Genomic DNA, 18,002 nt, shown 5'->3' with positions numbered 1-18,002 from the left:
AGTATTATATTAATTATTTTTGGGTATTGATTTAACTATTCAAAATAAATTTTTCATAATACTAATCTATTTATAGGAAAGTATTCTATGACCACTACTGATATAAAAAAGACCCAAGTCAGTACATATAGCACCACCTGAGTCTCTTCCATTCGATTTAGTTTATTAATTTGTTGTACACGCTATTAGTAATAGTATTTTTACCACCAACTACTATAATTCCATCCTCATCCAAATCTTTAAGTCTAGACTTCACACTTGATGGTATACTATTTTTATTTATAAGAATAATAGGTGCTTTTGCAATGTTAGTTATTGCGCCTGCAGAAAGAGCATCTATTGAGTTATATCCATTTGCTAGTATTACCTTTTCTAAATACGGATAAACTTCATCAGCTATCTTTATAGCAGTTTCAAATCTATCTTTTCCTGCAATCCTCCTAGTTTTTACGTCTAACTGTTTCATCATCCTAGCGTTCATAGATGAATTACCACCAACGATTATTACTTCATTTATATCGTTATCTTTCACAAATTTCTTAACAGATTTTGAAACATTGTTTCCATCTGTCATGACAACCGGTAGTGATTCACTTGTAGCCAAAGATGAAACAGTAAGAGCATCTGCATTTTTACGTCCATTTATAAGCACTAACTTGCCACAACTACTATTCTTTACCACTTTTTTCGCCAAATCTATAGAAGTAGCATATCTATCACTTCCAGAAACTCTACTTACAGCCAATCCCTTCTCCTTTAGCTTTTTCTCAACAGAAGAAGAAACAGAAGCCTTTCCTCCTACTATAACAACCTCACTGGCATTTAATCTTTCAATTTCTGATAATGTTTTACTAGGTAGGTCTTTAATCTTAGTTAGTAAGATTGGTGACTTTGATAAATCAGCATAGGAAGCGGCTACTAATGCATCTGCATCATTCATTCCACTAGCCAAAACAACTTTATCAGCCTTTTTAAAGTACGCTTTAGATATTTCAACAGATGTTTCATATCTATCATAACCAGATAATCTACCCTTCACTTCTACTTTTTCATCTTTATCATCCTTGCTTCCAATAAAGTTTGATTTATCAGTCTTCCTTGCCTTGCTCCAATCGAATCTTAGTATTGCAGACTGTGCACCAGCTCCCTGCTTGATTTCATCATATGAATGAATGTCACCCAGCTTACCACTTTTACCAACTGATGAAAGTGAATCCATAGCATCTACATTTACTCTTACATATATTTCATCTTCTTTTTCACCTCTCGAAAATTCAAATATTTCTGGGAACTTTTTCCTTAAACCTTTAATCAAAGACTCATCTTCAATGTGCTTTAATACCTTCATTTCAGTTTTTTTACCATTTGAGTCTGGCGTCATATTTGACCCCTTTGTCACTTTTTCATCAAATACAAACAACTTTGTCACATGACCGTGTAAATTCATAAAATCTAAGCCTTTGAATTTGATTTGATACGTTGGCTTGCCTTTTTCAACCTTTACAATAGCAGTCTTTATTATGGCATTATCACCCATAGATGGTGTATTGTCAGCATATTCTGTTTTACCTACATGCATTAATCTTACCGGCACTTCATAATAAGCTAAATCCTTGTCAGCTTCCTCAACCTTGTCTATAGAAACTGAAACTTCGTCTGATTTTGAAGGATCCTTCTTTGATGTAGCCTTTACCTTTAGCCTAGTAGAGCTTTCTTTTGCTGATATACTTAGATTTCCGTTTTTGTCGATACTTGTTGCTGTAAGTTCATTTCCAGATATACTCCAGTCTACAGCCTTGTCTTCATCAGACAAACTTTCACCCTCCACCTTGGCAGTTAGCTTATATGTTTTTCCTGCTTTTGCTTTAATGTTTTCTTGTTCAATCTTAACTGATTTTACTTTGGCAGGATTTTGAGGGTCTGGTGCTGGTGGGTTTGGTTCTGGTGGGTTTGGTGATTTTGCATCTGATGTGATTATTGCATCACCTAACTTTGAAAGACCAAATATAAGAGTATTTCCAACTATTCTAGCCCCCTGAATATTTTCTAACTTGTTTCCATCTACAAAGTATGGCTTAGGATTCTTTAAGTCCTTGCAATCTACTTGATAAGTAAATATAGGTTCACTTCCTATACTTGTATCCTTTGGTATAGAAGTATGGATTAGTTTTGAAATTTCCTTATCCTTTAATTCAGCAAGATTCTTAATTTTTTCACTTACCTCTTTTAGTTTTTCATTATCCTTAGAAGTAGATATGCCTACATTTAACTTGGCATTGTCGTCTACATTGGCTAGGCTTACAAAAGTCTTCTTGTCCTTTGATACTATCTTCATATGCTTAGGATGGTTGAATTTTTCAAACTTCTTTTTTAAACTATCTATAGTTAAATCTTGTTTGCTATTAGTATTAAATTTTAAATCAACAATTTTTTGTCCTGAGCCTTCTCCAGCAGTATCCATTGCATCCACATTTACTCTCAGATAGATGGTATTTTCCCCCTCCTTAAAATCTGTATATGCTAGACTGAATACATGAGGGAATAGTTTTTCTGAGCCCTGTCCTAGTTGCTTACCTTTTTTATATGATAGTATATCACAAAGAATGTCGTTTTTATTTTTACTTTCAATCTTGTTATCCTTAAGAGAGAATAGTTTTGTTAGTCTTCCCTCTATTCCTCCAAGTACAGTTCTCTTATCAAAAACTAGATATGCCTTTTTGATACCACCCTTTTCTGTAACAATCATCTTCTTATCATTAATAAGAGCATCTTCTGCCATTGATGGTCTATTTTTGTCCACATGATTTATTAGGCTTACTGGTATTTCATATGCGGAGTCTATCTCTTCATAGATAGGTTTTGCAGCTACATTGTTATTATTCTCGTCATATTTTGTCAAATCTTTACTTGGTGTCGGTATTACAGTAGATTTCTTGATAACAAGATCTACCTGATCTGATTTTGAAGAATCCTTCTTTGATGTAGCCTTTACCTTTATTTTTTCTGCCTCTTCACTCTTTGATACTTTAAGGTTTCCATCTTTGTCTATAGTAGTATCCTTATCATAACTTCCTACTAAATTCCAGTCTACCTTTTTATCTTCTACTTTTAGGTTCTTTCCTGCTACATCTGCTTCAAGCCTGTAGCTTTTTCCTTTTTCTATTTGAATGTCTTTATCCTTGATTGTTACTGAATCTACACTTGCCTCTTCCTCTTGTGGTTCTTCGCCAGATAACTCTGTTGTGGAATTTGACATATTAGCATCAATTGGTTCAAATGGCGATTCTTCTGGATATGCTTTTACTTTATCCATATTGTAGTCCATAAATGCTATATCTTGATCAGTAACAGGCTTACCATCTTTTCTTTTTAAGGTTTCTTTTATTTTTTCCTTGCAAGCCTTCATCAATTTTTCTGTTTCTTCATAGCTTTGAGCTGGAAATGTTTGACGATATAATTTCATCTCATCTAATTTTAAAATATTGTTTATGCTTTCACCTGTAAAAATATCTGTATTCTTTTTAAATTTATCTAGCTTATCTCCATGTTGAACATCGAAATTTTTGTACAAATTCCTTCTAAAATTGTCATATATCATATAATTTCTATAGTTAAAACCCTCGAAATTATCCATATCTGACATATAAATGTGACACATAGGAGTGTAGTCTCCCATTGCATCTACGCATACCGATAGTGCTATTGCCCATCTCTTGCAATCCTTATCATATATGATAGGATTTTCGCACACTACTCCATCCTTTAAAGGTAGTAGTTCAAACTCAATCTCATCGTAGACAAGCCCCTCAAAACAAGTATAGACACTATAGCCATCATTTAGTATGTCTTCCTTTACTTTATTAGAATTTACATATTTTTTTCTAGCTATTGTAGAAGCCAGACACCCTACATAAGGAAGATCGGCAGAACTTATGTTACTCTCTGACCCTACAAAATTCAATGCACCATTTAAACCGGAAGCAGTAAAGTATTTATCTGCCTTCACCTTTAGAAAGTATTTGTCGCCTCTTTTTATTACTTGACCACACCTTATAAAGCATCCACCTTGACCAGTACCATGTGAATCAGCCATAGAGAACTCAAGTGCATTGTCTAGAGAATCTGTAACATCTTCTGCGCTCTGATCTGCCTTTGCGTTATCATAAAGTTCCTCTGTAACTGTATCAATTGAATTACCATAGTTAATCAAACCTAATACTACATCCTTTACCTTTTCAGGTGTATTAAATGTTTTTTCATCCATTTTCCAAGAGCTATCTAGCTTATAGTCATATAGAATGTGCAATTTATTATCATCCTTAATAAAGCCATAATTTTCTAGACCACCATTACGGTTACTTCTCTTAACCGCCTCATTATTTATTTCTTTTTCGATTTCTTCATTTGTTTTATTTTTAAGTTCTTTATAGGCTTTGTCGTACGCCGTTCTATTTATTTCTTTTTTTTCTTCTTCAGTTAGAGCCCCACTCTTTTCTTTCTTTTTTTCAGCAGTAAGTTTACTTACTTCAGTTCCATAAAGAAGATGCAAAATACCTAGTTTTGCTTCTTTTTCAAATAATTTTTTCAATTTTTCTGTACTATCATTACCATTTTCTAATGCGTCATTGTACATATTTTTTATTTCATCTGTACTGCTTATTTCAAACTTAAGTTTTAAATCTTTTATTTGATCGATAGGCTTGTCGATGGTGTATGTAGCTTGATCAATGACCTTAAATTTTTCACCATCTTTTGATGCAGTTCCTGGTTCTACAATCGGCTTTCCATCTTCACCAGTTTTTGGTATAGTTTTGTATGCGTATGCATCTGCCATATGCTTTTTACTTGGCTGTATTTCATTATTGCCATCCATTAAAACAGCATTAGAATATCCCAGTTTTGACTTTCCTAAAATAGTATTAAACCTTAGGCTTATTTCAGTTTTATTTTCATCAATTTTTTTAAGTTTTACATACTTATGTACGCTAAAATTTACACCCAAAAGCATTCTGCTGTTAAAGTAAAAATCCTCCCTACCTATTTTGTCAAAGGTGTCCTCTTGATAAGTACCCTCTAATAGCTTATCAAACTTTTCTATAAGTTCTCCTTGATTAGCAATTATGTTGCAACCAGATACTATCGGCTCGACAGAATTTATTTGCTTAATTATAGCAGTATCATCGACTGCCTTATTTTTTTCTGCTAGTACCATAGGTGATACATTGAAAATAATAGATAAGGCTAACAAAATTGATACTATTTTTTCTTTTATTTTTCTCATATAAATTAGATCATATAGAATGGGAAATTCCCATTCTATATGACACTACCTCCTTATCACATATTTTTATTTATGCCTTACTCAACCACCAAAACAGCATTCTTTTTTACATTTGGTTTGATAGCCTGATACATAGCAGGTACTTCAAATGCAAGATAACAACGCTTGTATGTATGATTGAACTTATCAGTTACAGTCTTTACTGGTATTTCTACTGTTCTTTCTTTTATACCCTTGTATCCAAAGGTATCCAGCCCTGTAACATCATCTATATGTGTCCCATTATAGTTCACATAGCTAGCAAACTGGCTAGAGTCACTTACATTATACATTGATATTTTCGTAGCATCTGCAATCGGTGTCTTGTATTTAGTCCCATCTTTTATTTTTATAGGCTTAAATTCTGTAGAGTAGACTATCCTGTCTATATATGATGGCAATTCACCAACATTTGCTACAGGTTTAAATACAACCTCCTTAAATGTTATTCTCAACTTTTCATTTCCTTCTGTTCCACTTATATAGACCTTATCCACAAGGACATTTGCCATAGAGTGAATTTTAGTATTTATATTGCTATCATTAGGGTATATTGTAACCTTTACTTCCTTTCCAAGATTTTCACTGCTAGCATCATTTCCATCACTGTAAGTGACAGTAGTATTGAGCTGCTTCACTATTTTAGCGTCATATGCCTTTGCTAGTGTGCTTACACTCATGATAAATCCTGCAACTAACACTCCTAATAATGCTTTCTTTGTAAGTTTTTTTAATTTCATCTCTCTACTCTCCTTTTAAAAATTATTTATCAGTAAATATATACTGAGCTGTTGGGATATATTCACCCATTGAAGGTACTGAAAACTGAGCATATACCTGTCTCTGATTTGGATCCTTTAGTGGTATCTCAAATGTTTTAATCATTTGCCCACTTACACTTGGTGTATTTGCATTATATGCATCTAGAATTCTAACACTTCTTTTTGATGCTTGATCTGTTGGATTGTTATTTTCAAAGTACCATACATATTTTACATATGCTGGCAAGCCATATATTTCTGTTTCTCTAAAAGATAACTTTACATAATATTCCCCATTTCTCTTTACAACTTGACCTTGATTTACTACTGCTGGCGAGGCCATTGATGGTTCTTCATCATCATCAAACTGCATCAAATTTACATTTACCTCTTTTATTACTTCTTCATTCTCTTCTGGAAGTATTGGTTCTACCTTCCAATCTTGTCCCGGCTGTGGCTGAGGATTTGAGCCACCATTGTCATATGGTTGACCACCATCTACCTCTTGAGCATTCGCATAGTCAAGCCTCAATCTCAAAAACGGTCTACTCGTTCCCATAGCATCGTTTTCCACCTGTACTAGTATGTATTCTTCATTTGTACTGTCTCTGTCTATGCTGATTACCTTAGGGAATATGGCTTTTACGCCATCATAGCCTACTGCCTGCATTGTTTCATCAATATTTGCTTCTTTTGCTTCTGCATTTGATGACATATTAGGATATACAAACAACTTTTCGAGATGAGCAAACTTGTCTCCAACTTTCATTTCTTTTAGTCCAATCGTTATCCTAGACTTTCCATCAGTATTTTTGACTATTGCCATATTTTGGAATACACCGGCAGCCATTGAAGGCTTATTATTCTTTTCCTTTAAGGCCTGTAGCGGTACCTTGTAGTACTTGCCTGCCGGAACTAGATTTTTAAGGGCTGTGTTTAGGGCTTCTATTTCTTCTACTATCTGACTAGGATCGTTTGAAGTCTTTACTATCTCCTTAGCCCTAGCAAGTTCAGCCTTCAAGGCTTCTACAGAAGTCTTGCTCTTTGATTGATATAGTTCTTCCTTGTCTGCATTCTCTATGACTATATTCAACCTATCCTTTAATTCTGCTACCGTAAGTTGAGGAGCTTCATTAAAGGCCCTTATTGAATTTTCTAACTCAAGATTTGCTCTTTCCAGTTTGAAGACATAATCATCATACTTCTTGTTTATCTTTTCAATCTTATTGTCTACTGATAAGATACCGTTTCTTAATTTTGTAGCATAACTTATATCCTTTAGTCCGGCATCCCCATCTAGTATATCTTGTGCCTGCACCTTTAAATTATTAGCATCTCTTAGCGCAATTTGCTTTGCCTTACTTCTTCCATTTGGAACTATTATGTACTTTGCATACGATAGATTTGTATCTATCTTTACTAAACCGGCATTTGTCAACATTGCTGGCAATAATTTTGCCTTTGAATTTTGTATCGTGTATACAGCTATATCGTTTGCATCACTGTAGCCATCAACAGCCAACTGCTGAATATACTCTGGGAAACTTTGTCTGCTCAAAGGTTTATAGCTCTGATCACCTTCTCTTAGCTGAACATCAAATGCCTTATAGTTCGATATGCCTATATCATACATGGCATTCGAACAAGCATTGTCATTGCCATTACTTATATTTATTGCACTGTCATATGGTATTGCGCTATTTGAGTCTGTAAGCGAAAAATTCCATGTTTGACTACTAAACCAACCCCCTTCAGAATATGAATTTTCTACCTTGTATACACCTCTTTTACCATAAGGTATTGTATATGATTTTGTTGATAGCATAGCTTTATTGTTTTCATCAAAGTATTTTACTTTCAAGGTTAGATTTCCACCATTTTTACCTACATATTTTTTTACATCCTCCGGTTTGATATTTACGTTTTCATAGATAGTAGGCAAACCATACCCTCTGAAAGACAAGTGTTCTGCCTCCATAGAATTTGAATTTGGCTCGCTACCATCTAGAGTAAACCTCAGTTTCTCTCCCTTACTTACACCAAAATTAGGCTTTCTAAATCTTAAATTTATTCCCTTTGTTTCACTCTGCATAAATTTACCTAACTCTCTTGAGTCGTAAGGACTAAGTTTTCTTCCGTTTATATTCATTACATATGGAAGATTTGACTCTTCAGCATTCATAGGAAAAATTCTTGTCTGTGCTGTAAATAATATGTCTGGATTTTCTAGTGTATCTTCTGAATTGATTGTATCCTTAATTGATATTATGCAACCTTTGACATTACCTTTACTCTCACTCCATAAGTATACTTTGGAAGTCATAGAAGCTAATTTTAGATTTATCTTCCTCAATTCATAGTTGATGCCACCTGCATTTCCACTCTCGACTACTGCCGATTGAAGATTTTCAGGATTTTTATATTCAGCTGTTCTTGTTATCTGAATATTATCAATCCCTGATTCTTCCAATTGACCTGTCGATCTGTAATAATTATATTTTGAAAAATAGTAGATTTCTAAATTCATACCATCTGCTGTCTTGTACAGCTTGGCCTGTGGTTCAATCATTCTTTTTAAGGAATATCCTGACGTACCAATTTCAGAAACCACCAAATTAGCAACATCGTTTGACATATTGATAGCCTTTGTTGGTGGGATTATCCAAGGTCCTGCCAACATTGCAAGTGCTAGTGTCAAACAAGCTGTTTTTTTCAAAACTCTTGTACTAGCCTTACGAAAAACCATTTTATATCACCTCTTTCAACTAAAAATAGACTGCTTTTTACTAATGATAATCAATTTTAATTCCATTATATCATAAATTTCTATAAATTGCTTCTACTTTTTTTATTTTTTGGTCAAATATATTTTAATACAAGAGGTTGTAATCTCTATTTTTTTATTTCAAAAACTCCATACTTATTTTACACTATCTTAATATACCTCGCTATTCTACGCTTACAATAGCATTATATTAATTATTTTTGAGTATTGATTTAACTATTCAAAATAAATTTTCATAATACTAATCTATTTATAGGAAAGTATTCTATGACCACTACTGATATAAAAATAAGACAAGAGAAGGGGAAGCTATCTCTTGCCTTATTTTTTATAATTTATAATATTGTTTATTGGCTATTTTATACTATCTATAGCTTTTGAACTAACAGTACTTTCTCCACCAAGTATAATCAAACCCTTAGTAGACTTCAACTTGCCAATTACACTTGAATTGACATTATCTTTTTCCACTAGTACTATTGGTGCTTTAGCTATTCCTGTAACAGCTCCCGCAGATAGTGCATCTACGGAATTCCTTCCATTGGCTATAAATATAGTTTCAGCATTAGGATATACCTTATTGGCTATGACAAGTGATGTTTCAAACCTATTCGCACCGGCTACCCTTATCTTAGATTTTGCATTTATTTGATTTAGAACTCTATCTGAAATAGAACCTCTTCCACCAACTACAATTACTTCATCCGGTTTCCACTGGTTTATCTTCGCTCTAGCATTTGCATCTAGCACTCCTGACCTGGTCATTAGGACTGGAATTCCAGCCTCAGTAGCTAAAGATGATACTGTTAAGGCATCTGCATCCTTCTCTCCATTTATTAGTATTACCTTATTTGAACCTGATTTATCCTTTACAAGTTGTCCAATACTAGCAGCTGTTGCATACCTGTTTGCACCTGCTTTTCTCTCAATACTTAGACCCATCGATTTCAATTCTTCTTCGACTTTATATCCTATTGAACTAGTTCCACCTGCTAAAATCACCCTCTTTGCTCCTAATCTAGTTATTTCAGCCTTGGTACTAGCTGGAACAGAGGAGTCCCTTGTCAATAAAATCGGTCCCTGATTTACACTAGCAAGTGATGCTGATACTAGAGCGTCCGCATTCTTAAATCCACTAGCTAGAACAACTGTGTCAGCCCTATCAAAGTATTTCTGAGAAATTTTTGTAGAAGTTTCGTACCTGTCTGTTCCTGCCAGCCTAGGACTAGACGCCCCCTGTACTCCCTCTTTAAATTCCTTGGCATTTGACCAATCGAACATAAACTTAGCTTTTTGCTTACCACTGCCCTTTACAATAGCATCATATGATTTTGCATTGCTGGACATAGAGTCCATAGCATCTACGTTTACTTCTGCATACACTTCATTTTCCTTGGTAGATTTTACAAATGAATATCTAGATGGGAACTTCCTCATGCTTCCATTTAGATCCTTGTCTTCAACTTCTTTTTCTACCTTGGCTGGTACAACACTAGAATTCGGACCTGATTCATATATGCCTAGTCCCCACAGGTGACCATGCATTCCCATAAATTCCATTCCCTTGAAATCTACATAATATGTATATTTTCCATCCTTCTCGCTTACGACAGCCTTCTTTATCAAGGAACCATCCCCCATAGACGCCTTATTGTCGTAGGCATGCCATAACTTAACCGGTACTGAATATAACTTAGCCCCCTTGCCTATCTCCTTTGCCATATCTTGGTCTAATTGTTTAATATCCAATACTTTTGAATTATCTACACCACCTGGTAAGCCTGATTCCTTTTTGATGTTATCTATAGCAAACAGGATTATTTCATTAGCAGTGGCTATACTCATCCTATTATTTGACTTTAATGCTTCATTGGCCTTTTGTATAGCCTTTTCAAGTAAGTCCTTACTTCTACCCTCTATAACACCCGCATCCATCAGCTTATTGGCTATAGATAAACTGTTGTTCAAAAGAGTTTTTGATGCTAGAAGGTCTTCTGATGAATCTTTTCTTCTTTCTGATTTTTCCTTAGCATCCTTATCTACTACAGATTCTTTTGGTGCCTTTGACCAATCAACGATTAAAACGGCAGGCTGAGATGCGTCACCTGTATTTCCAGTTTCTCTAGCAATATCATCCATCGCGTCCACCCATACTCTGATACCGATTTTTTTTTCGCCTCTTTTGTATCTAGTAAAAGTCACTTTACCTGGGAATTTTCTTCCTGAATCAACATACTCTTCCAGAGTATCTACTATTTCGTAGTCTTTTCCTGCCGCATCATCTACACTATCGTAGACTGCCATCTTGTACAAGTGACCCCTTCTCTGCTTACCTGCCAATTCTAAATCCATGGCATGGAATCCAAGAGTCATCTTTATACCATCTCTAGTCTCTACTACTTCTATAGTATCGTTCATGGCATTGGCGCCCATTGATGGACTAGATTCTTCTCTGAATTTTACCAATCTTACAGGAAGTGTATACTTTAATTCCTTGTTACTATTCTGTGAGTTTTCTGATTCCTTTCCTTCTGGTTTGAAGTTAGCATCCACAATGGCAATTGTGTCTTTAGTCAACTCTACCATCTTAATCCATTCTCCGTTTATCATGATAAAGAACTGCTTAGTCAACCTATACTTGCCATTGTTTTTCATCCTCTTATCGCTTCCTGTATCTGTTTTTTCATCAACCTTGTTGATAGATTCCTTTTCGTATACAGTCTTAGTTATATCTCCCTTTACCTCTTCTATCCTAGTGACAACCTTAAAATCTGTCCCTTGATTTTTTAGGGTCTGACCTATATCACTTTCTCTTCTTTCCTTGTACTTTGCTTCTGTAAATAGGTCTTCATTTTTATACACAACATAGTTTTCCCAGTTGTATAAGTCTACTATACCCAATTCGCTAGTCTGGTTGAATGTTATTTTACCATTTTTAGCCTCAAGCTTATATTTAACTGGCGTCCTCTGTGCATAATATCCATTTTTTACACTCTTATTCACTTTCAGATTTTCATACTTTGTAGATATTTCTGACGGTAGAAGATTATACGCAACATTTAGTGATTCATACTTAGGCTCTGATATATCTGGTAGACTAGTCAAGTCATTATGGGTCAAATCTATCCTAAGTCCTTCTTTTTTAGCAAAACTATCCCATATTGATTTGCTGACATTACTAACTTTATTAAAACTTAAATCTACATTCTTCAGGGAATCAAACCCACTCAAAAATTCCGGTAAACTTGTTAGTCTATTTTGTGATAATATCAATTTTTCAAGTCTGCTAGCACCTCTTAAAGAACTTGGTATTGACGTAAGTGCATTATTGTTTATCTCCAAATTTACAAGGGCCTTGTTGTCACTAAATATATTATCATCCAATATTGATAGGTTATTTGTTCCTAATTTTAGGTCAGTCAGCTTTTTAAGATTTTTAAATGTATTGGGTTTAACTTCACTAATCATAGTATTTTCTAAATCTATAAGTTCTAGGTCATGATTATTGGCAAATAAGCCTTCATCTAGCATTGTCACAGGGTTAGATGCTAAGCTAACCTTCTTTAGTTTAGTGTTATTCTTGAAAATGTCTTTAGGTATATTAGAAATTTTATTTCCATTCAACCATACTTCTTCCAAGTTTACTGCCTTATCAAATATACCTTTAGGTAAAGAAGTCAAACCATTAGAATTAAGCCTGATAACCTTAACATTTGCTCCCAAATCTTTCAGTATATCTATATCATATATCTTGTTAAACTGAGGTTCTAAAACACCACCCTTCCAAGTAAGGTCAACTGTTGCCGGTGCATTAGTCAATTCTTCACTCGAAATTTTCCCATCAGAATTTGTATCAAGCCCAGACCTTATCAATCTCTGTCTAAGTATATCCTTAGACATGGCTTTTTTATTTTCCAAATCGTACACTTCATGGAAATTCTTCCAACCCTTGTGGGCTTCTTTCTTAAATATAATCTTTACCTTTGTATATTTTTCATCCATCTTACCCAGGTCGTCTAATTTACCACCCATATAACTTACTAAAACGGCCCCCTCATGAACTTCCTTAAGATCTTTTATGTCCATTGTAAAGTATGCCTGTTCACCACTATTGCCAATTGGATCCTTTTTAGACATTTCCGGCCAAGTACCATCTGTATTTTTAATTCTAAAATCAAGCAGACCATTCGCAAAAAATAAGTTTAAAAATTTTGCCTTTAACTTGCCGCCCTTCTTTTCTATCATAATATTCCTGTCGAAGAATCCCTGAAGCATAGACGTACCTTTTCTACCATCAGCATACCTAGCCTCAAATCCAATTGTATATTGTCCATCTGGTGCTGATTCAATGTCTCCAACATCTATTGTTTCTAGCCCCTCTAATTCTTTCGCGTCATCATTTGGTATGCTAGGCTCAATCTTTTCACCCACTTCACCAGTCCAGGTAATCTCAGAACCGTCATCTAGGCTAAATACTACCGTATTCTTTTTCCCAACTTCAAAATTCCAATTCTCAACTACTTCCTTATCATCAGAATCTGGAATGCTCATCAAGTCTTTACCACCGGCATTCATGACAAATATATCCATATCTAGACTATGACCATTTATAGATATTCCATTTATGTGGGGTACAAAATCATAGACAAGGGCCTTGTGAACTTGTTCAGCTTCATCGCCCTTTTCATCAAAACCAAGCAAGTTAACTTCAATTGAAGATCCATTTCCAACAACTGATTTTACAGCGTTTTTATAATAATCAGCTAGAGTAATATTATCAGGCTTTTTATCACCTGTCATATACCTTAGAACTGACCCATCCGCAAATACGATGGCAAATTTATGATTACCTTTTTTTTCTTCTACTGCCTTATAGGCATAATAAAGCGAATTATCTTTTATAGTAAGGGTTCTTAGAACATTATTCTGTCCCTCTGAGTATGTATTTTTTCTCAATTCGAATCTAGCATCTAATTCATAATATCCATATCCATCCACATCCTCATTTATATCTATTTTACTGCCCTTGTAATCAATAACCTGACCATCAACAATTATCTTATCAATTCTTGTAAATACCTTATTTTTATAATCCCTCTCACTTCGATCCATATCTACCGAATATAATTCAATTCCTACACCATTTTCATCCTCATTTTTATTGTCCTCTTTATTGACAATCACTGGTTTCATACCAAAAACGTATGTTGCATATGATCTGTCCCTAGCCTTATCAGAAAAAACAGTCATTTTTTTCTTATAGGCAGACTCATCATCTACAAAATCAGATTTAGTACCCCCCTTTTCTACTTCTCCTTTTTCATCACTATATCCTATCTTTAAATTTGTCGAAGAATCATCTTTGATACTTTCTTCAGCATGTATCCTTCCATATTCTTCCCCCAAAATTTTAATAGCTGGAGAACTTGCAGAACCTAACATTATCATAGATAGAGTCAAAGATGCCACTTTACTGCTCTTGTTTCTACATCTTTTTTTATAAGTCATAAATACCTCCATAAAAATTATTATTCTATATCATTAAATAGAATAAATATCATAACCATTCTGATTTTAATTATTATTTAGCATTGTATACTATAAGTATATCAAGTCTAGTACAAATAATATTCAATATTATTAGATATTTTTTAACTATTTTTAGCTATAGAGTATGATTCATTTTCTTCACCGCAAGACGTATACTAAAATTTTCTTCGGAGTTAGAAGTACAAAAATATAAGAAATAGGTTATTATTAAGAGAGAAGATAAAAATCGACAGCATCACAAAAATTTAATATGATGCTGTCGCATAAGTAATGATTTAATTGTGACCAACGCTATTTTGCGAAGAGCCGTATTTATTTATAATCAGATATTTATTTTTTAATAACTTATCGGCTAAGCAAAAATAAAAGGCTAGCTTGCAAAAATTTTCGTAAACTCAATATAAAACTAATCTATATAAATATATTAAACACTATTCTTTATACTCTTAATATATATTATAACAGATATCAAACCACTTAATATCAGTGCAAAATAAAAATTAGCTATTCTCGTAAGCAACATTCCAGGTATCACTAGCTTGGATCCAAAAAATGTCTTAAACATATTTACAAATATTGATTCACTCGCTCCTACAGCACCTGGTAGTGGCAGTGAAGAAACAGCTATATTAAGAACCGCTTGGGCAAATACCAAGTCTCCTAGATTGTACCCATTAAGCCCCATCCCCTTATATATTACATAGGGTATTGCGAAAAATGCAAATACCTGTAAGAGACTCACCAAGACAACATAGACTATTACCCTTGGATTTTCCCTCATATATATGGCACCATCTTCATATTCTTCAAGCGACCTAGCAATTTTTTTTCTTATTTTTTCCTTGTTCTTTATGATTTTTACCTTGTATAACAACCTACCAAAGAAGTTTACAATTTTGAATACTGTCTTTGGAGCTATTACAAGCATCAGTATACCCAACAATATAAATGTATTGGATAAAAAACCATATAAGAGTAGCAAGTTCATGCCGCTTTTAAAGGTAACCGCATAATCCATCTTTGAAAAAAGACCTATTATACCAAATACTACTATTACCAACTGATGGGCGAATAGAAGAATCATCAAACTAAGTGAAGATATAGAAACTGGTATCTTGCCCCTATTCATAAAATATACTTGGGCTGGCTGTCCACCTGATGCTGACGGAGTAATACCAGAAAAATAAAATCCGACAAAACCATAGCCAAAGCAGTCTATCATCTTTGTCTTAATCTTCAGAGCCTTTAGAGTTATCCATATATTTAAACCCTCACATAGTATATAGAAAACCATCAAAGCTATTGTCCCTATTATATATACTGGTTTGATACTCAAAATTGTGTTTATTACTTTCTGGGGAGACTCACCCTTGAGTATATATCCTATTGTCACACACATAAGCACGACTATAAAGCCAATCCCCATAAATTGTTTTTTCTTGTCCTGTAAACCTTCCATACACTCTCCTATTAATCTATCTTAAACTTGTAGCCCAAGTCCTTCAAATCTCTAATTGCCAAGTCCAGTCCACCCATCATATTGATAGGAGCACCAGGGGCCCCGCCAGAATTTTCACCGGCATCATGAAGGCATATTATACTATGACTTTTCACCCTATCTAAGAGCTTTCTATGTATCATTTTAGGACTACTAGACGCCTTCCAATCCTCTGCCATAACATTCCAATATATTAGTCTCATGCCGTATTTATTAGCAAAATAATTGGAAAATATATTTACATGCCCCCACGGTGGCCTATATAGTCTTGTATTTAAGTTTAATTCCTTCATTATCCTTATTGAGTTTTCAAAATCTTTTTTGGTATAAAAGTAGGAATAAAGCATGGCGTTTTTATGTTGCCATGAATGCATACCTACCCTATGTCCTCTATCTACTAATTCCTTGACAATGTCCTTGTTTTTTTCTGCATTTTCTCCTACCATAAAAAATATAGCCTTGACATCATGCCTATCCAAGAGATCCATCAAGTCATATATATACCTTCTATCAGGTCCATCATCAAAGGTAAGCATTATATTCTTATCACCGTCTACTTCCTTTACAACCCTTTTATTAAATAGCTTGTTGTAATAGGTCGGGACAATTGAATGTACAAAAAATACCGCCAACAGTCCCAATAATATCTTTAAAACAATCATATTTCACCTCTAACTTTTAAAAATTTCCAACCAATAAATAAAATACTCCCGCTACATATACTCTAGCAGATATCCCCATATAAATAAAGAAGCCTCTAAAATTTAGAGGCAACTTTTATATATACTCTACATATTTTTAACTTTCTTATTAGGCTGGACACCAAAATCCCCATTTATGTATAGCTCCTTATAGAAGTAGTTTCTCTCCAGACCATTAACATAATTGAACATTGAATTTCTAATCCTATCTAGTCTCTTTGTATTATTGACAAACCTCTCTACCATGTCCAAACATCCACTAGCACCTGTATGTAGGACTATACCAAAGTCCTCGTCTACAATAAAGTCCTGATTTTTGAGTTCATTAGGTAGTTTTGTATCAAATGATATAATAGGTGTCATAGAGTAAATAGCTTCAAAAACGGTTATTCCGCCTGGCTTTGTCATTACACAATCAGCCTTTTCCATAAGCTCAGGTACCCTATCAGTAAATCCTAGTACTTCAATATTCTCATACCTACCATTTATCAAGTTATATAGGTTTTCATTGTTGCCCACAACCAAAGTTGTATGTAAATTATCTATCCTGTTTAATTTATCATAAAAAGTGTCTTCATCAGGTAAAATACCCAATCCACCACCTATTATAAGTAATTCTTTCTTTTTCTTGTACTCACCCAATACTGCCAACTTGTCAGATTTTTTGGAGTATAGCTTACGCGCCTTATTAATCCTTATTTTCTTAAACTTGTTGGACACAGGGATACCGAATACATGGACCTTATCTTCGTCAATACCCTTTTCAACTATCTTTTCTTTTAATTGATGACTTGCAACCAAATAAGCATCAGTGTAAGGATTCAACCACTCGTAGTGACTACTAACATCAGTTATTACGGTAACAAGATGTATATCGCCTCCATACACTTCCTTGTAGTAGCCTACTCCCTGAGATATTATAGGGAAAGTAGATATAATCATATCTGGTTTTTCTTCGCTTATAATTTGAGATGTCATACAAGCAAATTTTTTGGTGATTATATCAGTAGTTGTTTTTTCCCTGTCATTTTGTTCATAAAACTTGATATAAAATGACTGAGTGTATTTAACTATAGCCTTGAAGGCCTTATACATATATTTAGCTAGGAAAGGCATAGAGTACTCATAAAAATCAACAATCTCAACCTGAGCTCCAGGATGGAATTTTTCTATTTCTTCTTTAATTGAATTGGCTGCAGAGACGTGTCCCATACCATACTTGGCTGTTAAAATTAATATTTTCATCATCCTTCTCCTTTCCTCACACTTCACAATCAAACACATATTACCTTAGTTCCTTAACATATTATACACAATAAAACTAAAAAAGGACCGCTGTATTTTCTTAAATTTTCTTTAAGTTATATTTTTTTACTTGACATATAGC

Annotated in this window: 7 protein-coding genes; all 7 read right to left on the bottom strand. The window is 34.0% G+C overall.

Going from position 1 to position 18,002, the window contains the following annotated elements; translation table 11 throughout:
- Nucleotides 1–157: 157 nt before the first annotated feature.
- The 7 genes from F823_RS0102240 to F823_RS0102210 all read right to left on the bottom strand — a co-directional run bounded on the left by F823_RS0102240 (nucleotide 158) and on the right by F823_RS0102210 (nucleotide 17,860).
- The gene (locus F823_RS0102240; protein ID WP_019595334.1) at nucleotides 158–5,281 is read right to left on the bottom strand and encodes a cell wall-binding repeat-containing protein; all 5,124 of its coding nucleotides are present in this window, start codon (nucleotides 5,279–5,281) and stop codon (nucleotides 158–160) included.
- A gap of 77 nt (nucleotides 5,282–5,358) precedes the next feature.
- Nucleotides 5,359–6,060, bottom strand: a complete 702-nt coding sequence (locus tag F823_RS0102235) for a hypothetical protein (RefSeq protein WP_002843576.1) — start codon at nucleotides 6,058–6,060, stop codon at nucleotides 5,359–5,361.
- Nucleotides 6,061–6,082: 22 nt separating this feature from the next.
- A complete protein-coding gene (locus F823_RS0102230; RefSeq protein ID WP_002845012.1) occupies nucleotides 6,083–8,827 on the bottom strand; it encodes a hypothetical protein in 2,745 nt (914 codons plus the stop codon).
- 393 nt (nucleotides 8,828–9,220) lie between these two features.
- Nucleotides 9,221–14,374, bottom strand: a complete 5,154-nt coding sequence (locus F823_RS0102225; protein WP_019595333.1) for a cell wall-binding repeat-containing protein — start codon at nucleotides 14,372–14,374, stop codon at nucleotides 9,221–9,223.
- A 466-nt stretch (nucleotides 14,375–14,840) separates the two neighbouring features.
- A complete protein-coding gene (locus F823_RS0102220) occupies nucleotides 14,841–15,875 on the bottom strand; it encodes a lysylphosphatidylglycerol synthase transmembrane domain-containing protein (protein ID WP_002845019.1) in 1,035 nt (344 codons plus the stop codon).
- A gap of 11 nt (nucleotides 15,876–15,886) precedes the next feature.
- On the bottom strand, nucleotides 15,887–16,576 hold the full coding sequence (locus F823_RS0102215) for a polysaccharide deacetylase family protein (protein ID WP_002845020.1): 690 nt from the start codon (nucleotides 16,574–16,576) through the stop codon (nucleotides 15,887–15,889).
- Nucleotides 16,577–16,702: 126 nt separating this feature from the next.
- Nucleotides 16,703–17,860, bottom strand: coding sequence for an MGDG synthase family glycosyltransferase (locus tag F823_RS0102210; RefSeq protein ID WP_002842537.1), 1,158 nt, complete (start codon nucleotides 17,858–17,860; stop codon nucleotides 16,703–16,705).
- Nucleotides 17,861–18,002 lie beyond the last annotated feature (142 nt).

The organism is Peptostreptococcus anaerobius VPI 4330 = DSM 2949, from assembly GCF_000381525.1.
Lineage (GTDB): Bacteria > Bacillota > Clostridia > Peptostreptococcales > Peptostreptococcaceae > Peptostreptococcus > Peptostreptococcus anaerobius.
Note: the sequence above shows the minus strand (reverse complement) of the source record. Positions and strands in the feature narration are given on the sequence as shown.